General features: G+C 49.3%; 17 protein-coding genes. 7 read left to right on the top strand and 10 right to left on the bottom strand.

Annotation, left to right across the window (positions count from 1 at the left end):
- Nucleotides 1–28: 28 nt before the first annotated feature.
- Together serC and gyrA are read right to left on the bottom strand one after the other, a co-directional pair.
- Entirely contained in the window at nt 29–1111 is a 1083-nt protein-coding gene (serC, locus tag OEZ43_19260) for a 3-phosphoserine/phosphohydroxythreonine transaminase (protein MDH5547722.1), read from the bottom strand.
- Nucleotides 1112–1145: 34 nt separating this feature from the next.
- Nucleotides 1146–3692: a DNA gyrase subunit A gene (gene gyrA, locus OEZ43_19255; protein ID MDH5547721.1), complete on the bottom strand. Its 2547-nt coding sequence runs from the start codon at nt 3690–3692 to the stop codon at nt 1146–1148.
- Nucleotides 3693–4041: 349 nt separating this feature from the next.
- Between gyrA and OEZ43_19250 the strand changes: the two genes are divergently transcribed.
- Nucleotides 4042–5199: a flagellar hook protein FlgE gene (locus OEZ43_19250; GenBank protein ID MDH5547720.1), complete on the top strand. Its 1158-nt coding sequence runs from the start codon at nt 4042–4044 to the stop codon at nt 5197–5199.
- Between the two features lie 12 nt (nt 5200–5211).
- Here OEZ43_19250 and OEZ43_19245 read toward each other — a convergent pair whose 3' ends face one another.
- Entirely contained in the window at nt 5212–8292 is a 3081-nt protein-coding gene (locus OEZ43_19245; protein ID MDH5547719.1) for a transporter substrate-binding protein, read from the bottom strand.
- A gap of 479 nt (nt 8293–8771) precedes the next feature.
- Nucleotides 8772–9827: an S-methyl-5-thioribose-1-phosphate isomerase gene (gene mtnA, locus OEZ43_19240; protein ID MDH5547718.1), complete on the bottom strand. Its 1056-nt coding sequence runs from the start codon at nt 9825–9827 to the stop codon at nt 8772–8774.
- Nucleotides 9828–9933: 106 nt separating this feature from the next.
- Here mtnA and OEZ43_19235 point away from each other — a divergent pair, with 106 nt between their 5' ends.
- The 5 genes from OEZ43_19235 to hpnD all read left to right on the top strand — a co-directional run bounded on the left by OEZ43_19235 (nt 9934) and on the right by hpnD (nt 15361).
- Entirely contained in the window at nt 9934–11265 is a 1332-nt protein-coding gene (locus tag OEZ43_19235) for a TRZ/ATZ family hydrolase (protein ID MDH5547717.1), read from the top strand.
- Complete coding sequence (gene ubiG / locus OEZ43_19230; GenBank protein MDH5547716.1) at nt 11258–11971, top strand: bifunctional 2-polyprenyl-6-hydroxyphenol methylase/3-demethylubiquinol 3-O-methyltransferase UbiG; 714 nt, start codon at nt 11258–11260, stop codon at nt 11969–11971. The genes OEZ43_19235 and ubiG overlap by 8 nt, the downstream gene beginning before the upstream one ends.
- A gap of 2 nt (nt 11972–11973) precedes the next feature.
- Complete coding sequence (gph, locus tag OEZ43_19225) at nt 11974–12636, top strand: phosphoglycolate phosphatase (GenBank protein MDH5547715.1); 663 nt, start codon at nt 11974–11976, stop codon at nt 12634–12636.
- A gap of 505 nt (nt 12637–13141) precedes the next feature.
- A complete protein-coding gene (rmuC, locus tag OEZ43_19220; GenBank protein MDH5547714.1) occupies nt 13142–14416 on the top strand; it encodes a DNA recombination protein RmuC in 1275 nt (424 codons plus the stop codon).
- Nucleotides 14417–14488: 72 nt separating this feature from the next.
- A complete protein-coding gene (hpnD, locus tag OEZ43_19215) occupies nt 14489–15361 on the top strand; it encodes a presqualene diphosphate synthase HpnD (GenBank protein ID MDH5547713.1) in 873 nt (290 codons plus the stop codon).
- On the opposite strand, the gene OEZ43_19210 is transcribed toward hpnD, so the two are convergent.
- Nucleotides 15362–16129 carry a response regulator gene (locus OEZ43_19210; protein ID MDH5547712.1) on the bottom strand — a complete coding sequence of 256 codons (768 nt, stop codon included), beginning with the start codon at nt 16127–16129 and terminating at the stop codon, nt 15362–15364.
- 284 nt (nt 16130–16413) lie between these two features.
- Here OEZ43_19210 and OEZ43_19205 point away from each other — a divergent pair, with 284 nt between their 5' ends.
- Nucleotides 16414–17178, top strand: a complete 765-nt coding sequence (locus OEZ43_19205; protein MDH5547711.1) for a response regulator — start codon at nt 16414–16416, stop codon at nt 17176–17178.
- A 136-nt stretch (nt 17179–17314) separates the two neighbouring features.
- Here the strand turns inward: OEZ43_19205 and ispF are convergent, their stop codons facing one another.
- From ispF to kdsA, 5 genes are all read right to left on the bottom strand, one after another.
- A complete protein-coding gene (gene ispF, locus OEZ43_19200; GenBank protein MDH5547710.1) occupies nt 17315–17803 on the bottom strand; it encodes a 2-C-methyl-D-erythritol 2,4-cyclodiphosphate synthase in 489 nt (162 codons plus the stop codon).
- A 3-nt stretch (nt 17804–17806) separates the two neighbouring features.
- The gene (gene ispD / locus OEZ43_19195) at nt 17807–18502 is read right to left on the bottom strand and encodes a 2-C-methyl-D-erythritol 4-phosphate cytidylyltransferase (GenBank protein ID MDH5547709.1); all 696 of its coding nucleotides are present in this window, start codon (nt 18500–18502) and stop codon (nt 17807–17809) included.
- The gene (gene ftsB, locus OEZ43_19190) at nt 18499–18786 is read right to left on the bottom strand and encodes a cell division protein FtsB (GenBank protein MDH5547708.1); all 288 of its coding nucleotides are present in this window, start codon (nt 18784–18786) and stop codon (nt 18499–18501) included. Before ftsB ends, ispD begins: the two co-directional genes overlap by 4 nt.
- A gap of 157 nt (nt 18787–18943) precedes the next feature.
- On the bottom strand, nt 18944–20227 hold the full coding sequence (eno, locus tag OEZ43_19185) for a phosphopyruvate hydratase (protein ID MDH5547707.1): 1284 nt from the start codon (nt 20225–20227) through the stop codon (nt 18944–18946).
- A gap of 107 nt (nt 20228–20334) precedes the next feature.
- Nucleotides 20335–21174, bottom strand: a complete 840-nt coding sequence (gene kdsA / locus OEZ43_19180) for a 3-deoxy-8-phosphooctulonate synthase (GenBank protein MDH5547706.1) — start codon at nt 21172–21174, stop codon at nt 20335–20337.
- Between the last annotated feature and the right edge of the window lie 14 nt (nt 21175–21188).

Here is a 21188-nt window from a genome sequence, read left to right as displayed (position 1 = left end):
ATTCGTCACTCCCCTCTGATTCTGTTTTCTAGCCGTGACGCTTTTCGAAATCCGCCATAAAACCCACCAGCGCATCAACGCCTGACTCAGGCATCGCGTTATAGATACTGGCGCGCATACCGCCTACAGAACGATGGCCTTTAAGCGTTACCAAACCAGCCGCTTTTGCTTCCGACAAGAAAGTTGCATCGAGTTCAGCATCGGCCAGTGTGAACGGTACGTTCATACAGGAACGATAACGCTTTTCAACGGGATTAGCATAAAAATCACTACCATCAATGGCCGCATACAGACGCGCTGCTTTGCGGTCGTTAACCGCAGCCATGGCACTCAATCCACCATTGCGCTTCAACCACTGGAAGACCAGACCTGCAATATACCAGCTATAAGTTGGCGGAGTGTTATACATGGATTCATTTTCCGCGTGAATTTTGTAATCCATCATAACCGGCATGTTCGGCATGGCATTGCCTATCAAATCGTCGCGAACGATGGCTATGGTCAATCCTGCTGGTCCGATATTCTTTTGTGCACCGGCGTAGATAACGCCAAATTTTGAGACATCGATAGGGCGAGACAATATATTGGATGACATGTCCACGACTAAGGGTACATCGCCTGTCTGTGGAACGAAGTCGAACTCAACGCCTTCGATGGTTTCATTTGGCGTGTAGTGCAGATATGCCGCATCTTTGTTCAGTTTCCAGCTGTTGAAATCAGGAACCGTTGAAAATTTCTGTTCCAGACTGCTGGCGACTGTGTTGACTTCGCAGTAACGCTTGGCTTCAGAAATGGCTTTCTTTCCCCAACTGCCCGTGAGTACATAATCAGCAGATTTTTTGCCATTGAGCAAATTGATCGGCACCATGGAAAACTGGGTGCTAGCGCCACCTTGCAGAAACAAGACTTTGTAGTTTGACGGTATAGCCATCAATTCACGCAGATCAGCTTCCGCTTGAGCAGCAATCGCCATAAATTCTTTACCGCGGTGGCTCATCTCCATAACAGACATGCCACTGCCCTGCCAATCGCCTAACTCTTCCCTTGCCTGCTGCAAAACTTCTTCTGGCAGTATTGCCGGACCCGCGCTGAAATTGAATACTCTGCTCACTTCTCTTACTCCAAAAATTGAATTCTTTTCCCTACTATTCTTCCGCGTCTTCTTCATCCAGTTCACAAATGCTGTCGACGCCAACTAGCAATTCCTCACCAGAGAGGTTTATCAGGCGTACACCTTGTGCATTACGACCCATAGCCGAAATTTCGGCGATACGAGTACGCACCAATGTTCCGCCATCAGAAATCAACATAATTTCATCGTCTTCATTAACCAAAACAGCGCTAACGACTTCACCATTTCGCTCACTGGTTTGTATTGCAATAACGCCTTGTCCACCGCGTCCATGCGTCGGAAAATCACTGATTGGCGTACGCTTACCGTACCCGTGTTCGGTCGCCGTCAACACCATGCCTTCGCTGGCAATTATCAGGGAAATAACGCGCTGACCTTCACCAAGTTTCATGCCGCGAACACCGGCCGCCGTTCTACCCATTGGACGCACTGTTGACTCGTTAAACCGGATTGCCTTACCCGCGTTTGATATCAGCATAACGTCGCTTTCACCGTCGGTAATATCCACACCGACGAGTACGCTGTCTTCATGCAATTCGATTGCGATGATGCCGGACGCACGAGGACGAGAAAATTCGAGTAATGGGGTCTTTTTCACGGTACCGTTTGAGGTCGCCATGAAAATAAAATCCCCTTCACCATATTCGCGTATCGGCAACACAGCGTTGATACGTTCGCCCTCTTCCAAAGGCAAAAGATTCACTATCGGACGTCCTCTGGAGGTACGACTGGATACGGGTAATTCGTAAACTTTCTTCCAATACAAACGACCTCGACTGGAGAAACATAGCAATGTGTCGTGGGCATTGGCGATGAATAATTTATCGATGAAATCTTCATCTTTCGTCGCTGCCGCCGCTTTGCCACGGCCACCACGGCGTTGCGCCGAGTAAATACTCAAAGGTTGCGCTTTGACATAACCGGCATGCGACAGTGTCACCACCATGGCCTCGTCTTCGATGAGATCTTCGATCTGTAAATCCTGCTGCGAAGAGATAATCTCGGTACGACGTTCGTCACCGTATTGCTCACGAATATATTCGAGTTCTTCACGGATGACCTGCATCAGGCGCTCAGGATTGCTCAAAATTTCCAGCAAATCTTCGATACGTTGCAGTAGTTCTTTGTACTCGCTGAGGATCTTGTCTTTTTCCAGACCGGTCAGGCGATTTAGACGCATATCGAGTATGGCTTGCGCCTGCGCATCGGAAAGTCGATAACCGGCATCGGTCAATCCAAACTGTTCACCCAACTCTTCAGGACGCGACAATTGTGCTCCAGCACGCCCCAACATTTCCGTCACTGCGCCTGGCTCCCAGGGGTTCTCCATCAAGGCAATCTTGGCCTCGGCAGGAGTTGGCGAGGCCTTTATCCGCGCAATAATCGGATCAATATTCGATAGCGCAACAGCCAAACCTTCGAGGATATGCGCCCGATCCCGCGCCTTACGCAGATCAAAAATTGTACGCCGCGTAACCACTTCACGACGATGGCGAATAAACGCCTCGAGCATGGCCTTGATGTTCAATAATTTCGGCTGACCATCTACTAGCGCGACCATATTGATGCCGAAGACATTCTGCATCTGGGTGTGTTGATAGAGGTTGTTCAACATCACATCCGAGTTCTCGCCACGACGCAGCTCGATAATCATGCGCATGCCGTCTTTATCCGACTCGTCACGCAGCTCGGTAATACCTTCAATTTTCTTTTCTTTAACCAGCTCGGCTATCTTTTCCAACAAGCGTGCTTTGTTAACCTGATAAGGCAACTCGGTCACGACAATGGTTTGCTTGCCGTTGTTTTCATCGGTTTCGATATGGGTGCGCGCACGTACATAAATGCGCCCTTTGCCCGTGGTATAGGCCTCATAAATTCCGCGCGCACCATTGATGATGCCAGCCGTCGGAAAATCAGGCCCAGGAATAAGTTTGAAAATTGCCTGCAAGTCGATTTGAGGATTTTCAATCAACGCGTGTATTGCGTTGATCACTTCTCGCAGATTGTGTGGAGGTATATTGGTCGCGATACCTACCGCGATACCCGATGATCCGTTAATCAATAAATTCGGGACTTTCGAGGGCAAGACCGTCGGTTCACGCTCGGATTCGTCGTAGTTAGGCACAAAATCGACGGTTTCCTTTTCCAGATCAGCCAGCAACTCATGGGCAATCTTGGCCTTACGCACCTCGGTATAACGCATGGCTGCGGGTGAGTCACCGTCGACGGAACCGAAGTTCCCCTGACCATCAACCAGCACATAGCGCATCGAAAATGGCTGTGCCATACGCACAATCGCGTCGTATACCGCGGAATCACCGTGGGGGTGATATTTACCGATAACGTCACCGACCACACGGGCAGATTTTTTATAGGGTTTGTTCCAGTCGTTCCCCAACTCGCTCATCGCGAACAGGACACGTCGGTGCACAGGTTTGAGACCATCTCTGACGTCTGGGAGCGCACGACCTACAATTACGCTCATTGCGTAGTCCATATAGGACTGGCGCATTTCGTCTTCGATACTGATGGGGAGAACTTCTCTGGCGAATGTATCCATCTATAAAATCAATAACATTTCCGTGATTAGCGTGAATAAAAATCCCCTGGACGGGGATCGATTCAAAAGCCACGGGATTGTAGCACAAAAGCGCATCGCGACTGCATTTTTTTGGTTACTTTTCCAAGCCTTATCTGGTCAATTCATGGCCATCTCACGGATTCCTTCCCCTCAGATTTTATGGAATTTCTTTTCACCGAGAATTACCTCCGGAAGCGCCTGATTTTGCTACCTTCTTAAGACCGTGTACGGTTCACATTTCGAGTAAAAAATCGCGTCAAAAGCCTCTTAAATCCTGAAGATAGGCCGATATACGACATAGAGAAGTTATATTCCGAGGTTAGTGAACATGATTTCCCGGATAGCCAGTACCGGACTCAATGCGGCCTACAAGCGCTTGAGTACCACGGCCAACAATATCGCCAACAGTCAAACGACAGGCTTTAAGCAGGCTCGGGCGGAGTACACGACCGTTCCGAATAGCCAGGGCGTCAAAGTATCCGGAATTCGTAATTCCACGTCTAACGGCGTGATACAAAACACCTCGATAGGTACAGATCTCGCTATTAGCGGAAATGGTTATTTTCAGGTCAGCCGCGATGGCAAACAAAGTTTTACCCGTGCTGGTGCCTTTTCCGCTGACCGCGAGGGCTATCTGACTAACAGCCAGGGCCAACGCTTGATGGGCTTTACGCCACAAAGTGCGGGCACGCCGGTGGCGCTGAACGTGAACACCGGCGCACATCAGCCTCAAGCGACAGGCAATATCAATCTCAATCTGAATATCGATGCGACAGGGTCAGTGCCAAGCGGTGCTTTCGATTCAACGGATCCTGCGACGTTTAACAACCAGACATCGACAACCGCGTATGACAGTCTTGGTAGCCAGCATCAGGTAGACTTTTTCTTCCGTAAGACTGCGACACCTAATCAGGTGGAGATGTTTACCCAGGTCGACGGCAATCCTGTCGGCGGTGCGCAGACACTGACGTTTGATACCTCAGGCAATCTGACTTCACCGAGCGGTGGCGTTTCCTTGCCGGGCTATACGCCAAGTAATGGCGCGGCCACAATGAATTTGAACGTGAATGCCGATGATGTCACCCAGACCGGTTCTCCTTTTGCGGTAAATGGTATCAGCCAGGATGGTAACCAGGTTGCTGAGCTTTCCAACCTGAGCGTCGACGGTGAAGGTAATGTCGTCGCAGAGTATGCAGACGGTTCAACAGTGACGGTTGGACGTTTAGCAGTTGCGGGTTTCTCTAACCCTCAGGGCTTGAGCCAGGAGGGCGATGGTTTATTCTCGGCGTCAGCGAGTTCTGGCGATCCTATCTATAACAGCTCGACCACGGGCTCTATTCAATCAGGGGCTCTTGAGGGCTCTAACGTCAATCTTGAAGAACAGGCAGTCAATCTGATCTCTACTGAGCAGCATGCCAAGGCTATGATGAAGATGATTCAGGCTGAGGATGACATGCTTGGGACTTTGTTCAAGGATAAAGCCTAACCTATAATCTCCCTAGGCAACACTACGGTTGGAATACGCGACGCTCTCTGACTTTGGCAACCAAAGTTCAACCGTTGTTCCCTCGCCTTCTTTACTCTGAATAGATATGCCGCCACCGTGCTGTTCCATAATCTGCTTCACTGCTGACATCCCAAGCCCAACACCAAAACCCTTTGTTGAAAACAGTGGCTCGAAAACCTTCTCCAAAATACTCTCCGGTATACCACAGCCATTGTCAGCGATAGAAATCGAAACCTTCTCTTCTAAATTATTGGTACTAATTCTTAATTGTCGGTTTTCCATATGACCTGCTTCCTTTGTTTCGTCAAGTAGAGCATGACAGGCATTTTCTACCACGTTGATAACAGCACGGCGCAATCGATTACTATCAACACTCACTTCCAAGCCTTGCAAGCAAGGTTCGACAGACACAGAGATCTTTGCGGGGATGACCATTTCATTTACTATCTCCTTTAGCCACGCATCAATGTTTGTTGATTGCCGGTCGAGATCAGTGATACGAGTAAAATCGAGCAACTCATCAATGATGTGGTCACATCGCGCTACATTTCTATCGATACGTTGCAGTGCTACGGTCGCACGTTCATCATCGACATCAAAAAATCGCTTTTTTAAATAATACAATGCTGGCCTGATTGCGCCTAATGGGTTTCGCAGTTCATGAGAAACTGTCGCTGTTAACTGTCCCAGCGTAGCGAGCCTTTCGCTACGTACTAATTCATCCTGAGCTTCATGTAACGCCCTAGTCCTTTCCTTCACCATTTCTTCCAAATGATCACGGTGTTTGGCTAGTTCTGCCTGTGCCAGTTTACGGATATTGATATCTTGGACCGTTCCGATAACTTCTTTTACGTTTCCCTGCATGTCCGTAACAACGTCACCTACAGTGTGTACCCACTTTATTTGCTGTTCTTTTCCATAGATGCGATATTCAATATCCCAACCCTTACCCGTTTCCAACGCTGTTGGCAAAAGTACCGCGACTTTCCCTCGATCATCCGGGTGTACCGAATCAAAGAAATGGTCGAGTACCGAAACATTTCGGTCAATACCAAACAATTCATACAAAGTCTCTGAACCACTGACTTCGTTCAGCTCTGGGTCATAACGCCAGTGTCCGAGTTGTGCGATCTGTTGAGCCTTCTCAAGCATTGCTTCGCTTCGAATCAGGGCATTTTCCGTTTCCTTTCTTTCTGTTACATCATCCGCCATAAGCAGCAAGAATAGTTTTTCTTGCATATCAAAAGGAACAATACGAAAATCGAAAAATACTGAATTTCCAAAAGTAGTCGTTACGTTTGCCTCCATGTGTTCGCGCTGGTTATTTGCCAGTGCCCTCTTTACCAAACTGAGCAAACCACTTTCTTTCCACGACTGCACCGTATTATAGTTTTGCGCCAGTACATCCTCGTGACTAGCGCCAACCATACGGGCTATTGCATCATTCGCCGCGACGCACTGACCGCTTTCATCATAAATTGCGATACCAATGGGTGACTCTCCAATGATTTTTTCATTAAGCATCGACGCCTCGCGAAGATCGGCCTCTGCCGTCTTTTTATCGTCAATATCTCGATGAACGGCCATCCACACTTCTCCATATACCGGATGAGTGAACGCACTCACACTCGAGGCACACCAAAACAAATTGCCATCACTACGGGCATTTCTAATATCGCCATGCCATTCTCCCTTGCGTTCCAGTGCGTGAATGATTTCACCGTATATCGAATAACTATCATCACCAAACGGGTCGTTAAACTTTGCCAAATGCAGACCTAGCATTCCACCCTTTTTGTATCCAAACATGCGTTCCGCACCCGCATTTGCATGTATCACGCAACGGTCTTGTGCATCAAATAGTAAGACTGCTTCAGACAACTGCCCTAACATCCGAGCTTGTAATCGGATTTCCTCCTCTAGTGTAATGTCCTGGGTGATACGCTGATGGTTATAGCGTTCAGGAAGTACCGGATCGATAGCACCGAATTTCTCAATAATCTGGAACACACCATCTCGATCACAACGTGAAAGATAAGTATTCACCTTCGCATGGTGATGCTCCGAATTCATGTGTATAAGCCCCTGAGGCGATTCTACAACGCCCCGGCGCAAGGCTTCGACAAGCGCCTCAGATTCGAGCGATCCCGCCTCATTTGCGGCCTTTGCGAATGCCTTCACACAGGCATAAGTCCCTTCGCCGAAATTTGTCAGTATGCCGTTGCCATATGGCCATATACCATCAATGTCTGAAAGTTTGCTCAGTCGCGTTAAGTAATTCTTATTTTCTGGCGTATCGATAGTCATGAAATAGGTATTGCTGGAATAAAACCCCTCGCGCACCTCCGGTGCCAGTTGGCTGGCCATCATTTCGTCATAGTGACCCATAACCACTGCCATCTTTTCTTTTAAGCCACGCTCCGTAAACCGCGTAAGCAGCAAAACTTGATCTGCTCCGGCAAAGTAGGGCACAAACACGTCTGGCGCCTCTTTCTCCACATCGTCTAGCAAGCGTTCTATGGTGTCCTTGCTGACCCCAATCGGGCAATACTCCTCTCCAACCACCGTCCCGCCAGCTATGGCCAGTATTTTTTTCGCCGCATGTATCGAGCCCCGCGGCCATTCATAATTATTTCCCGCGAAAAACATACGAGGACCATATGTATTTTTCATGTAGGGGATCATGTGATCGATTTGTTGATTGGGTAATGCGGCATAGTGGAAGAAATAGCGGCTCAAGATACTGCCTTCATAGAAGGAAAAATTCAGATAGGGAATTTTGTGTGGCTCGGCAACGCGGTAAGCAACGGAGATTCTTGAATTCGAAAGCAGATTGCCGATGATGGCAACGCATTTGTGTTCAACCACCAACTTCTCAGCGGCAAGCACAGCACTATCAGGCAAACTCCCGTCATCTTCGATAATGAGTTCAAGCGGAAGGCCAAGCACACCCCCGTTTTCGTTGATCTCCTGACATGCCACCTGGCCGGCATGGCTAATATCACTACCATAGATACCCACTAACCCACTCAATGGTGGCATCAACCCCAGTTTTACTGTCTTTTCTGCCATTCGGTATCCTTATATCGCGGGAGTAAATTTTAGCGTCGTCCGGTTTAGACTATAACGAACTAAAACCATCAGTTATTAGATTTAGCGGGAATTCTTTTTCTTTTGTTTACAACTGGGGAAACAAGTTCGTTTGCAATGCAAAACCATTTAAAGAATGTGGTAAGCGGTGAACTATTGAAATTTAAGGAAAGAAAATCGAGCGCTTCTTACTCAAAGCGAATAGAGGCTTACTTTAGCGGAACGTCTTATACTTTAGAGCGAAACCCAGTTCAGAAATCTATTCTGCAAAAAGCGGTACGGCTGAAGTTCGTGCCATGCAAAAAAACCATGAAGTATTGACGTAAAAAAACGAACGAACAATGTTATCGGCAAGTGGATGCGAATTCTCCTAGATAACCAACGTCGTCACAGATATCAAAACGCAAGTTAAAAAACATTAGCTCAACGATCAAGTTCAGCAAAATAGAAAAAAACCGAAACTAATCCCCAACAGACATCATCTTCGCCATTTTCTCCGGCGTCGGATTCTCAACGAGCCCCTTCTCCGTCACGATGACATCGATTAACTCCGCAGGTGTCACATCAAAAGCAGGATTCCATGCAGTAGCCCCATCCGGCGCAATACGCTGACCATTCAGACACAGAACCTCCATCTCAGAACGCTCCTCGATGGGGATATCATCGCCACTGGCAATATCCATATCCACCGTTGTCGACGGTGCCACCACCATAAACTTCACACCATGATGACGCGCATTCACCGCAAGACTATAGGTACCGATTTTGTTCGCCACATCACCATTCGCCGCAATGCGATCCGAACCAACCACCACCCACTGTACCTTACCCTGCTTCATCAAGTGTGCCGCCGCACCTTCGGAAATCAACGTGACCGGAATATCATCCTGCACCAACTCCCACGCCGTTAGCCGCGCACCCTGCAACCAAGGACGAGTCTCATCGGCAAAAACGTGTTTCAAATGACCACGACGCCAGGCACTGCGAATCACACCGAGTGCGGTGCCGTAACCACCGGTTGCGAGAGAGCCCGTATTGCAATGGGTTAACACGCCAGTCGCATCTAACATCTTGGCCGAGCCCATCTCACCCATCTTACGATTGGCGGTGATATCTTCATTGTGAATACGACGGGCGGCTTCGAGTAAAGTCACAATAGGCTTGTCTGGATTGCCGGCAATGACTGTGCGCATGGCATCGATAGCCCAGAACAGATTTACCGCTGTCGGACGTGAGGCAGCAAGCACACTCAAATCCTCTTCGATATCCTTACGCCAGGTCTGCGGCGAGACTTCAAATCGATGAGTTGCTGCCAACACCACCGCATAGGCAGCCGTTACGCCGATTGCGGGCGCACCACGTACCACCATATCGCGGATCGCGTCAGCGGTGTCTTTGGCATTGGTATAGGTGTTGTAAACGTATTCGTGAGGCAAGAGGCGCTGATCGAGTAATTTGAGCTTGTTGTCCTCCCAAACCACGGCCCGTATCGTATCGTACTGCTGCTCACCCGCCATATGCATCCCCTCGCTTGAATTGGTGGCTATGATACGGAAAAATCCGGCATACGCCTATGCTTACGTTATACTTGGCCAGCTTATGGAATCCGGAGCAAAACCGCCTATGCAAAAAGTTGAAACCATACTCCACGCCCGCTGGGTCATCCCCGTCGAGCCTGCCCACACCGTGCTGGAAAATCATGCCCTGGTCATCGACGAGGGAAAAATCGTCGCCATTTTGCCTTCCTCCCAGGCCAACGAACAATACAGCGCAAAACACCTGCAAAAACTCGATGATCATATCCTCATACCCGGACTGATCAACACCCACACCCATGCGAGTATGTCACTGATGCGCGGTATCGCCGATGACTTGCCGCTGATGGAATGGTTGCAGAATCACATCTGGCCGGCCGAGGCCAAGTGGGTCAGCGAGGAGTTTGTCTTCGAGGGCACCCAACTGGCCATCGCCGAATCCATCAAAAGCGGTGTCACCTGTTTCAACGAAATGTACTTCTTCCCCGATGCCGCCGCCCGCGCCGCAGAGCAAGCCGGGTTTCGTGCGACGGTTGGTTTAATCGTTATCGACTTTCCCACGGTATGGGCCGCCAATGCCGATGAGTATCTGTCCAAGGCACTAGACGTCCACGACAAATACCGCCACAGCGAATTTATACGCACCGCATTCGCACCCCATGCACCGTATACCGTGTCCGATGAACCGCTGAAACGCATCGCCACCCTGGCGGAAGAACTGGACATGCCTATCCATATACACGTGCATGAAACCGCATTTGAAGTCATGGAAAGCGAGAAAAATCTGGGCAAACGCCCGCTGGAACGTTTGGCAGAGTTGAACCTGTGTAGCCCACGCTTATTAGCCGTACACATGACCCAGCTCACTGAAGACGAAATCGCCCGTTGTGCGGCGGATGGTGTTCACGTCATACACTGCCCGGAATCGAATATGAAACTCGCCAGCGGCATTTGTCCGGTGCCAGCCCTACTCAAAGCGGGTGTAAATGTGGCCTTAGGTACCGACGGTTCGTCCAGCAATAATGACCTCGACATGATCGGCGAGATGCGCAGTGCCGCCCTACTGGCAAAGGTCGGAAGTATGGACGCCTCCGCCCTGTCCGCGGAACAGGCGCTGCAATTGGCCACGATTAATGGCGCACGGGCCCTCGGTATAGACGACATCACCGGGTCTCTCAAGGTGGGTAAGGCCGCGGATGTGGTCGCCGTCGATCTCAGCGATATCGGCACCCAGCCGGTATATCACCCGATCTCGCAACTGGTATACTCTGCCACACGCCACAACGTCAGCGATGTGTGGATAAATGGCCACCAGGTCCTGAAAGACCGCACATTGTTGCATATGGACGAAGACGCCATACGCCGTCGCGCTCAAAGCTGGGCAGAGAAGATTTACAGCACGGATATCCATGATGACTGAAACTACGCAAGCCAATATCGACCCACAGGAAATCGCTAAATTTGACACCATCGCCTATCGCTGGTGGGACCCGGAAAGCGAATTCAAGCCGCTGCACGAGATCAACCCACTAAGATTGGGTTACATCACAAAAAACGCCAACATCAAGGGCATGAAAGTCCTCGACGTTGGTTGCGGCGGCGGCATCCTGAGTGAATCCATGGCCAAGGCCGGAGCACAAGTGACCGGCATCGATATGGGCGTAGGTCCGATCGAAGTCGCCAAGTTGCATTTATACGAGAGCAATCTCGAAATCGAATATATCCAAATCCCTGTCGAGCAATTGGCCGAGGAACGTGCAGGTCAATACGATGTGGTCACGTGCATGGAAATGCTGGAACATGTGCCCGATCCAGGCTCAATTATTGATGCATGTGCAAAACTGGTTAAGCCCGGCGGGGATGTATTTTTCTCGACACTGAATCGCAACCCGAAATCGTATCTGTATTCCATCATCGGCGCGGAATATGTGTTGAAGATGTTACCCAAGGGCACACACGATTACCGCAAGTTTATTAAACCCTCGGAACTGAATCACTGGATGCGTGACGCCGGTTTGTTGCTGAAGAGTCTGCGCGGCATGGAATACAATCCTTTGACCAAACATTACAGTCTGAGTAAAAACATCGACGTCAATTATCTCTGCCACAGTATCCGCGAGGACTAATTGTGGCCAATACCCGCGCCGTTTTGTTCGACCTCGATGGCACATTCGCCGATACCGCACCGGATCTTGCGGATGCATTGAATGCAACCCTAACTGCGCGAGGTAAACCTGCGCTACCCTTTGATGCGATACGCCCCGTGGTGTCCCATGGTGGTAAGGCAATGATCAAACTCGCCTTCAATCTCGATCCGGAAGATGGTTTATACGAAGAGATTCGTCAGCAGTTTCTCGATATTTATTTGGAAAATATCGCAGTCAAGACATCCTTGTTTCCCGGCATCGAAACCTTGATCGATCAGCTGGAAGATTCTGGCATCGCCTGGGGAATCGTTACTAACAAACCATCCTGGTTAACTGATCCGTTGATGCAAGCTCTAAAATTGTTTGACCGCGCGGGATGCATCGTCAGTGGCGATACCGCGAGCAAGGCCAAACCGCACCCGGAACCGATGTACTACGCATGCGAAAAAATTAATGTGCGCCCAGAACAATGCATTTATGTCGGCGATGCCGAACGTGATATTGAAGCGGGACGCGTTGCGGGCATGAAAACGATTGCGGCCTTGTTTGGTTATTTGCTTGAAGACGATAATCCCGATCAATGGGGCGCCGATGCGATGATCGATCATGCGAGTGAAATTTGGGCGTTTGTTGAGAAGTGGTAAGGTTTTGTTGTTCTGACTAGTGTGCTTGCTGAGAGATGGTGCGGGCTTACAAGGGGGAGAACGTTTACAAAACTCGCTGTGAATACTTCCCTGTACGCTCGACGGCGGGTCTGCCCGCCATGGACGGCGGGCATGTGAATGGATTGCCGGGAGCAATCCACACCTTGCCGTCGACGGTTTTGTAAACGTTCTCCCCCTTGTAAGCCCTATAGCTCAGTGGTCATCCGAATTGAAACTGTGCTCCTAACAAATTGTTTACTACGGTGAGTAACGAATCGATTACAAGCTTTTGAACTAAATTAGCGTTTTTTACCAATGCCACTACAATCTCTGAATTCAACTACAATGCTAGCAGTCGTGGAGGCGGTGTTCCTCACGAAACCGTCGGCCGCATGGACGCGGCCGTCGAGCGTACAGGGATGTATTCACAGCGAGTTTCGTGAGGAACACCGCCTCCACGACTGCGAATCGAAGCCACAATTACATAAACAACCAGGAATCTAGTATGACAACTAGTAACATCGTCATCAGCCTCTTAATCTTCGCGATAGCCCTAGCCTTAGGCTATCTAATCGCCACACTCCGTGCTCAAAAACAGTTACGTGAGTTACAAGATAAAAATCTCGCATTACAAACCCAGGTAGACCAGGAACACCGCCTCTACGAACAAAAACAACAAGCGCTGGACGAAAGCAAAAAACACTTTGCCGAGACATTCACCTCGCTCTCCCGTGATGCACTGAACAAAAACAACGAAGCCTTTTTACAACTCGCACAGGAAAAACTTAAACAATTCCAGGTCGAGGCCAAAGGCTCACTCGAGATGAAAGAAAAGGCCATCGAAAATCTGGTCAAGCCGATCAAAGAAGCACTAGAGAAAACCGAAAAGCAAGTACGCCAAATCGAAAACGAGCGCAAAGAAGCCTATGGTGCGCTAAACAAACACCTCGAAAGCCTCGCCGAAACACAGAACAAACTACAAAGCGAAACCCGCAACCTCGTTGCCGCGCTCAAACGCCCCGAAGTACGTGGCCAATGGGGAGAGATGACACTCAAACGCCTGGCCGAACTGGCAGGAATGGTTGAACATTGTGACTTCGACGAACAAACCACCATCAACACCGAGGATGGACGCCTGCGCCCGGACATGGTGATACGCCTGCCCGGTGGGCGCGACATCGTCGTCGATATCAAAACCCCGCTTGATGCCTACATCGCCGCCGTCGAAGCCGATAACGATGAAACTCGACAACAACAACTCACGCGCCACGCGCGCCACGTTCGTGATCGTGTAAAAGAACTTGCGAGCAAGGCCTACTGGCAACAGTTCAAAAACGCCCCCGACTTCGTGGTGCTATTCATCCCCGGTGACCAATTCCTCAGCGCCGCTCTGGATATTGATCGCCAGCTACTTGAAGACGCCATGAAAAACAAGGTCATACTCTCCACACCAACAAGTCTGGTCGCCTTACTACGCGCCATCGCCTACGGCTGGCGCCAGGAAAGTCTGGCAGAAAACGCCGAAGAGATCCGCGCCCTCGGCGACGAGTTATATACACGCATGGCCACCTTCGCCGAACACCTCGGAAAACTGGGACGGTCCCTGGAACAAGGAGTCGGTCACTATAACCAGGCGATAGGATCATTCAACACCCGCGTAATGCCCGGGGCACGCAAATTCAGCGAGTTAGGGGTACAAGGTAAGAAGGAAATTCCAGATCTGGAGCCGGTGGAAAAAGCTGCCAGAGCACTGGAAATAGAGACAACCACCGAAACCTGAGTATGAGGCGCCTCTTTACACTAACCCGGCCCCTCAGTACACTGCCTGCTTGAGCGAAAAGGCCCACGAACCGTGACTCCCGAAGAATACTGTCAAAACAAAGCTGCGCAGAGCGGCTCCAGTTTTTACTACAGTTTTCGTTTCCTGCCACAACCACGGCGGGACGCGATCATCGCGCTTTATGCCTATTGCCGTGAAGTCGATGACGTCGTCGATGAATGTTCTAATATCGACATCGCCAAAACCAAACTCAGTTGGTGGCGCGATGAAGTGGAAAAACTGTATTCCGGTAATCCTACTCACCCTGTAACAAAAGCCCTGGCGCCACACCTGGACCGTTTTAGCCTCAATAAAGAATATTTCCTCGAAATTCTTGATGGCATGGAGATGGACCTGGAATACGATGTCTATCCGACGATCAAGGAATTGTCCTTGTATTGTTATCGCGTCGCCAGTGCCGTTGGGCTGCTGTCCATCGAGATCTTCGGCTATGAAGACAGAAACACCCGCAAATACGCCTATGAACTAGGCATGGCCTTACAACTGACCAATATCATTCGCGACGTACGTGAAGATGCCATACGTGGAAGAGTATATTTGCCACAAGAAGATCTGACGCAGTTTGGGGTTGATATGGATGAATTGGTAAAAGGACAACATTCACAGAAGATTGTTGATCTTTTACGCTTCGAAGCGGAACGCGCCAGAGAACACTATGAAAACGCCTTTCGTCTATTACCCGAAGTGGATCGCTATAACCAGCGTAGTGGATTGATCATGGGTGAAATCTATCTGGCCTTGCTCAATGAAATCGAACACGATGGTTTTCGCGTGCTGGAACATCGCGTCAAACTGACGCCACTACGTAAACTATGGCTGGCATGGAATAGCGCGCGTAGGGAAAAGCAAAGACACAAACGCTATCAAAGACAAAAAGCGGCTTGATTATTTTCCGCGCAGCTTGCGGTAGTTCACCAGACTCTCTTCCAGTTTTCTTATACTCACCGGTTTTACCAGAAAACCATCTGAGTGCAGCTCAATTGATTTTTTCACATTCTCGATGCTGCTTTCAGCGCTAACCATAATGACGTATTGATGTGGCCACTGACGTTTTATTTTCTGCAAAACGTCAAAACCATTTGCCTGCGGCATTTGAATATCGAGATAAACAATATCCGGCAAGGTATCTTCCATAGCGATAAAAAATTGCGGAATGGAAGAAAACTTTCTTACTGAACCACCCATTTTTGTTAAACGGACTTCCAGCATCTCTAGCGCTAGCGGTTCGTCGTCGACCACATAGCAGTTCACCTTAGATGGTGGCTTGTTTTGTTTGGTCTTTACAAAATCGTTTATTACCTCTTGAACCTTTTTACTCGAAAACGGCTTAAGGATATAGTCGTCTGCTCCAGCCTTAAGCGCGGCAGAGACGGTTTCGGCTGAGTTCTCACCCGAGATGATAACAACGCCAATTGCTGGATATTGCTTTTTCAATTCGGGCAATGCATCAAGACCCGAAGGACCGGGCATATTGATATCGAGAAAAACGAGATCAACGACCTTATCGCCAATTACTTGATGCAGATTAATCGCGGAATCCGTTTCCCCGACGACATTGGCGCCGAGCTGGCGTAAATGACTTTTGAGCAGATTGCGAAACTCACTACTATCATCCACAACGAGCGCATTGATCTTTTTCTGTTGGGAATCCATATCACCCGAGTTCTTGCTAGTTTAATAACATTACCTACATCGGCCTAAAACGAAATCTTGTGAGACCATACCTTAGGCACTGAACTTACCAACTGGTCCTATGGTTTTATTGTCAAATCCGTGGCTTACAACGCACAAAAAAATGAGATAAAAGCTGATGTCGATCAAACTGTGATTGAGGTCACATAAAAAACGATAAATTGCCCAGTTTTTTCGACGTTAAACAACCTAGTACCTAGGTGCTAGTTTTGTTTCAAATCTTTTCAACAATACGCAGGTTTAAAATGACAACAAATTCACAAAAAGTCGCCCTAATCATCGACCACAATCAGGGGGCGCGAAAGGCCCTGATGTCTGTCTTGCGCCAGGCCCAACAGTGTGGTGAAACTATCCAAGCCGGTACGACCAATGAAGCGATAAATGCTGCGAATAACAAGAAAGTCATCGACTTGATCTTCTGTGACGCGACCCTGCAGGACAAAGATTGTTTTGAATTGATCCAGGATTTGAAAAACATCTCTTCATGCAAAAAAGCCCACATCGTGTTGATGTCCAGCCACTCTACTACAGACTTGCTGACCAGGGCTGCTAGCTTAGGTATCAAGAACTTCGTGAAAAAGCCATTCACATCACGCACGCTTCTGCTAGCACTCAAGCGCACCGTTGGAAAAAGTGAAGCTCGCTCAGCGGCGCGTCACTCACCTTTCGACGTGTTAAAAGCTACGGCTTCTCTTAATGGCATTACAGTGCAAAGCACTTTGCAGAATTTTTCGCTGGGTGGGTGTTTAATTAACTGCTCACCTACGGCCGTCGCCAATTGGCGCGTATACGATCACCCCTATTTCTCATTTGAAATAAACAAGAAGATCATCAGAATTAAAACTGAGATCGTCCGCATTGAACGTCCACCGGAAAAAGAATCAAGAACAGTAAATATCGCCCTGGAATTTACTAACCTCGGCACGGAAGAACGCGCATTGATTTCCGCGTTTCTGACCACGTTTAACAAGAAAGAACCGATAGAATCTCAGGTTAAAAAGACGGCTTAATCCAGATTACTTTTACCGAATTGTCGCCCTGGTATACTCAGGGCATCCAAAGATTTACAGCGATATGAGTTGGGTGAAAGCCTAAGTAGTTTGCGCAGTTTTTCAACTATGCCATTGGTTAATATCTATCGCTAAATTACTCGGAAGATGCCCGACTCTCCTGTAACAAGACCACAGCCTCGGCGGCGATTCCCTCTTCTCTTCCGGTGAAACCCAGTTTTTCAGTTGTTGTGGCTTTCACGTTCACCGCATCCCTGGACACGCCTAAATCTTCGCAGATATTGTCACGCATCTGTTGTATAAACGACGCCAGCTTAGGTCGTTGGGCGATGATCGTGCAATCAAGATTCGACACGACGAAGGACTTTTCTCGCAACAAATTCACCACATGACGTAACAGTATACGGCTGTCGATGTTTTCGTATTCCGATGCCGTATCCGGAAAGTGTTGCCCTATATCACCCATGGCCGCTGCACCAAGCAGCGCATCGCAAATCGCATGTAATAACACATCGGCATCGGAGTGCCCGGCAAGACCACGATCGTGCGCAATCTCCACACCGCCCAAAATTAATTTGCGATTCTCAGCGAATGCATGGACGTCGTAACCATGTCCTATGCGCATATACTAACTCTCCTGTTGCTGAAGAAACATTTCCGCCAGCATCAAATCCTGCGGACGCGTAATCTTGATATTGTCTGGATGACCTTCCACCATAAGCGGTCGTCCACCGACATGTTCAATTGCTGAGGCCTCATCGGTCACCAAATACAAATCTTCCAGCGACTGACGTATCGCATCGTATAACTCACGCACGCGAAACATCTGTGGTGTTAGTGCTCGCCATAAACCATCACGACTCACCGTCTTCTGTACGACATCGCTGTTGTCACAAAATTTAATCGTATCCGACACTGGCAAGCCAAGTAATCCGCCTTGCTGCGCATCAACAACGCGATTAATCAATTTCGTCACATCTTCCTGACGCACGCACGGCCTGGCGGCATCGTGTACCAGGGCCCAGGCGTTTTCAAAATCTTGCTCCATCAAAAACGTCAAACCATTCAACACGGAGTGACATCGTTCGTCGCCACCATCGACGACATGTAAAGGTTTTTCAATACTGATCGCTAAATCCGGCCAATAGCCATCGCCGGGTGAAATCGCCACCACCACGCCGGTAACAGAAGGATGCGCCGCCATTCGTTCAATGGTGTGTTGCAGCACGGTTTTTTGATGGAGTTGCAAATATTGCTTAGGTCTGTCTGCCTGCATGCGTTTGCCTACGCCAGCGGCAGGAATAACGGCCCAGATGTGATTCATTCGTCCTTCTTGTCTTCTTCAATGATGTGATAAAACGTCTCGCCTTTTTTAATCATGCCCAATTCCGATCGGGCACGTTCTTCAATGGCGTCTTTACCACGTTTGAGATCTAACACTTCCGCTTCCAGTGTTTTGTTGCGCTGTATCAGTTTTGCGTTTTCGGTCTTTTGTTCCTGAACCTGCTCACGCAAGGTCCAGGACTGGGGCAAACTCGACTCACCAAACCACAAGGCATATTGGAGGGCCAGAAACAGGAATACGAGTATCGCCAGCAGAATTTTCATGCCGGACAGTATATCGCCACTCGTTTCATGCGGCCACACACGGCTTGGTGCTGACTGTCTCATTGTCCCCTTGCCTATCGGTATAAAACGGCATTCCCCAAAACCAAACAGGCTGCAAGAATGCAGCCTGTTTGTTGTTTTTATTGCTGATCAACGACTACTTCAAATTGTAGAACGCTGCACGTCCCGCGTACTTCGCCTTTCGACCCAATTCCTCTTCGATGCGTAACAATTGGTTGTACTTGGCCAGACGGTCAGAACGCGACAGTGAACCGGTCTTGATCTGACCAGCAGAAGTCGCCACCGCCAAATCGGCAATCGTGGTGTCTTCGGTTTCGCCGGAACGGTGAGAGATAACCGCCGTATAATTGGCCTTCTTCGCCATCTCAATCGCCGCCAAGGTCTCAGACAAGGTACCAATCTGGTTAACCTTAATCAGAATTGAATTACCGATCTTCTTGTCGATACCTTCCTTCAAGATAGACGTATTGGTCACGAATAAATCGTCACCCACCAACTGTACGCGTTTACCCAAGCGTTCGCTCAACAGCTTCCAACCTTCCCAATCGTCCTCGGCCTGGCCGTCTTCGATCGTGATAATCGGATACTTGTTGACCCAGCCTTCGAGATAATCCACGAACTCGGCGCTTGTCAGTGAACGACCTTCAGAGGACAACTCGTACTTACCGTTCTTATAGAACTCAGAACTGGCCACGTCGATACCAAGCAAAATATCTTCACCAGCCTTGTAACCAGCCTTCTCGATACTCTCCAGAATCACCTGGATAGCCTCTTCGTTAGAAGATAAATCCGGCGCAAAACCGCCCTCATCACCAACTGCGGTATTCAAACCGCGCGCATGCAAAACCTTCTTCAAGGCATGGAAAACTTCCGCACCGTAACGCAGTGCCTCAGAAAAACTCGGCGCGCCAATAGGCAGAATCATGAATTCCTGCACGTCCACACTATTATCCGCGTGGGCACCACCGTTGATGATATTCATCATCGGCACAGGCAAAAGCGACTCATCATCGGTTGCCAAATAGCGATACAAAGGACGCTTAGCATCGGCACTCGCTGCCTGAGCCACCGCCAGAGAAACCGCCAACAAGGCATTCGCACCGAGACGACTTTTATTCGGCGTACCGTCGAGATCAATCATGATTTGGTCGATCAACTGCTGCTGATTCGCATCCTGACCAACAAGCGCATCCTTGATCGCGCCGTTGACATTAGCCACTGCCTTTTTGACACCCTTGCCGCCATAGCGCTTGGGATCATCATCGCGTAGCTCCACCGCCTCACGGGCACCGGTGGACGCACCGGATGGCACCGCTGCGCGGCCCATCACACCATTATCCAAATACACATCCGCTTCGACAGTGGGGTTACCACGTGAATCGATAATCTCGCGGGCTTTAACATCAGAAATTTTAGACATCATAACTCCAGTAAAAAAGACATCGGCCCGCCACTAACACCCCAACAAAGGGGCCAAATCATCTTTCGGACCGTTTTTGTGATTTCAATCGTTTGTTGCGGGGCGCATTATCTTAAAAATTGCGCCTCAGGGAAAGGCCTTGCCTTAACTGCGTGATCAATTTCTCTTAAAGCGGCCAATAAATCCGCCATCATGCCCAAAGGCCAGGCATTTGGCCCATCACTCAAGGCTTTTTCCGGCTCCGGATGGGTCTCCATAAACAACCCCGACACCCCAGCCGCCACCGCCGCCCGCGCCAACACCGGTACAAACTCCCGCTGACCACCAGACTTCGTCCCCTGACCACCCGGTTGTTGTACCGAATGGGTCGCATCAAACACCACCGGACACGCCGTCTCCCGCATCACCGCCAGGCCGCGCATATCCGAAATCAGGGTGTTATAGCCAAAGGAAACACCACGTTCGCACACCATCAATTGGTCATTGCCCGTCGCCCGCGCCTTCTCCACCACATTCTTCATATCCCAAGGCGCCATAAACTGGCCCTTCTTGATATTCACCGGCTTCCCGGTACGCGCCACGTTCTGAATAAAATTCGTCTGCCGACACAAAAATGCGGGGGTCTGTAACACATCGACAACCGATGCCACCTCATCCAGCGGCGTATCCTCATGCACATCGGTCAACACCGACACACCGAGCTGCTTTTTCACCTCAGAGAGTATGCGCAAACCTTCTTCCATGCCTGGCCCACGGTAACTGCTCACTGAAGAACGATTGGCCTTATCGAAAGAGGACTTATAGATAAAGGGAATATCAAGCGCCGCGCACATCTCTTTCAACTGACCGGCAGTATCCATGGCCAACTGTTCACTCTCAATTACACACGGACCCGCAATAAGAAATATGGGTTGATCCAAACCAACATTGAAACCACAAAGGTTCATATTTATTGAAAACT

The sequence above is a fragment of the Gammaproteobacteria bacterium genome (assembly GCA_029881255.1).
Classification (GTDB): Bacteria; Pseudomonadota; Gammaproteobacteria; order S012-40; family S012-40; genus JAOUMY01.
Note: the sequence above shows the minus strand (reverse complement) of the source record. Positions and strands in the feature narration are given on the sequence as shown.

What these genes read in the sequence shown, in the direction of transcription:
- rmuC (MDH5547714.1), top strand. Translation starts at nt 13,142, where the DNA reads ATGACAACTAGTAACATCGTCATCAGCCTCTTAATCTTCGCGATAGCC.
- ispD (MDH5547709.1), bottom strand. Translation starts at nt 18,502, where the DNA reads ATGAATCACATCTGGGCCGTTATTCCTGCCGCTGGCGTAGGCAAACGC.
- eno (MDH5547707.1), bottom strand. Translation starts at nt 20,227, where the DNA reads ATGTCTAAAATTTCTGATGTTAAAGCCCGCGAGATTATCGATTCACGT.
- OEZ43_19245 (MDH5547719.1), bottom strand. Translation starts at nt 8,292, where the DNA reads ATGGCAGAAAAGACAGTAAAACTGGGGTTGATGCCACCATTGAGTGGG.
- ispF (MDH5547710.1), bottom strand. Translation starts at nt 17,803, where the DNA reads ATGCGCATAGGACATGGTTACGACGTCCATGCATTCGCTGAGAATCGC.
- mtnA (MDH5547718.1), bottom strand. Translation starts at nt 9,827, where the DNA reads ATGGCGGGTGAGCAGCAGTACGATACGATACGGGCCGTGGTTTGGGAG.
- gyrA (MDH5547721.1), bottom strand. Translation starts at nt 3,692, where the DNA reads ATGGATACATTCGCCAGAGAAGTTCTCCCCATCAGTATCGAAGACGAA.
- OEZ43_19210 (MDH5547712.1), bottom strand. Translation starts at nt 16,129, where the DNA reads ATGGATTCCCAACAGAAAAAGATCAATGCGCTCGTTGTGGATGATAGT.
- OEZ43_19250 (MDH5547720.1), top strand. Translation starts at nt 4,042, where the DNA reads ATGATTTCCCGGATAGCCAGTACCGGACTCAATGCGGCCTACAAGCGC.
- kdsA (MDH5547706.1), bottom strand. Translation starts at nt 21,174, where the DNA reads ATGAACCTTTGTGGTTTCAATGTTGGTTTGGATCAACCCATATTTCTT.
- ftsB (MDH5547708.1), bottom strand. Translation starts at nt 18,786, where the DNA reads ATGAAAATTCTGCTGGCGATACTCGTATTCCTGTTTCTGGCCCTCCAA.
- OEZ43_19205 (MDH5547711.1), top strand. Translation starts at nt 16,414, where the DNA reads ATGACAACAAATTCACAAAAAGTCGCCCTAATCATCGACCACAATCAG.
- ubiG (MDH5547716.1), top strand. Translation starts at nt 11,258, where the DNA reads ATGACTGAAACTACGCAAGCCAATATCGACCCACAGGAAATCGCTAAA.
- OEZ43_19235 (MDH5547717.1), top strand. Translation starts at nt 9,934, where the DNA reads ATGCAAAAAGTTGAAACCATACTCCACGCCCGCTGGGTCATCCCCGTC.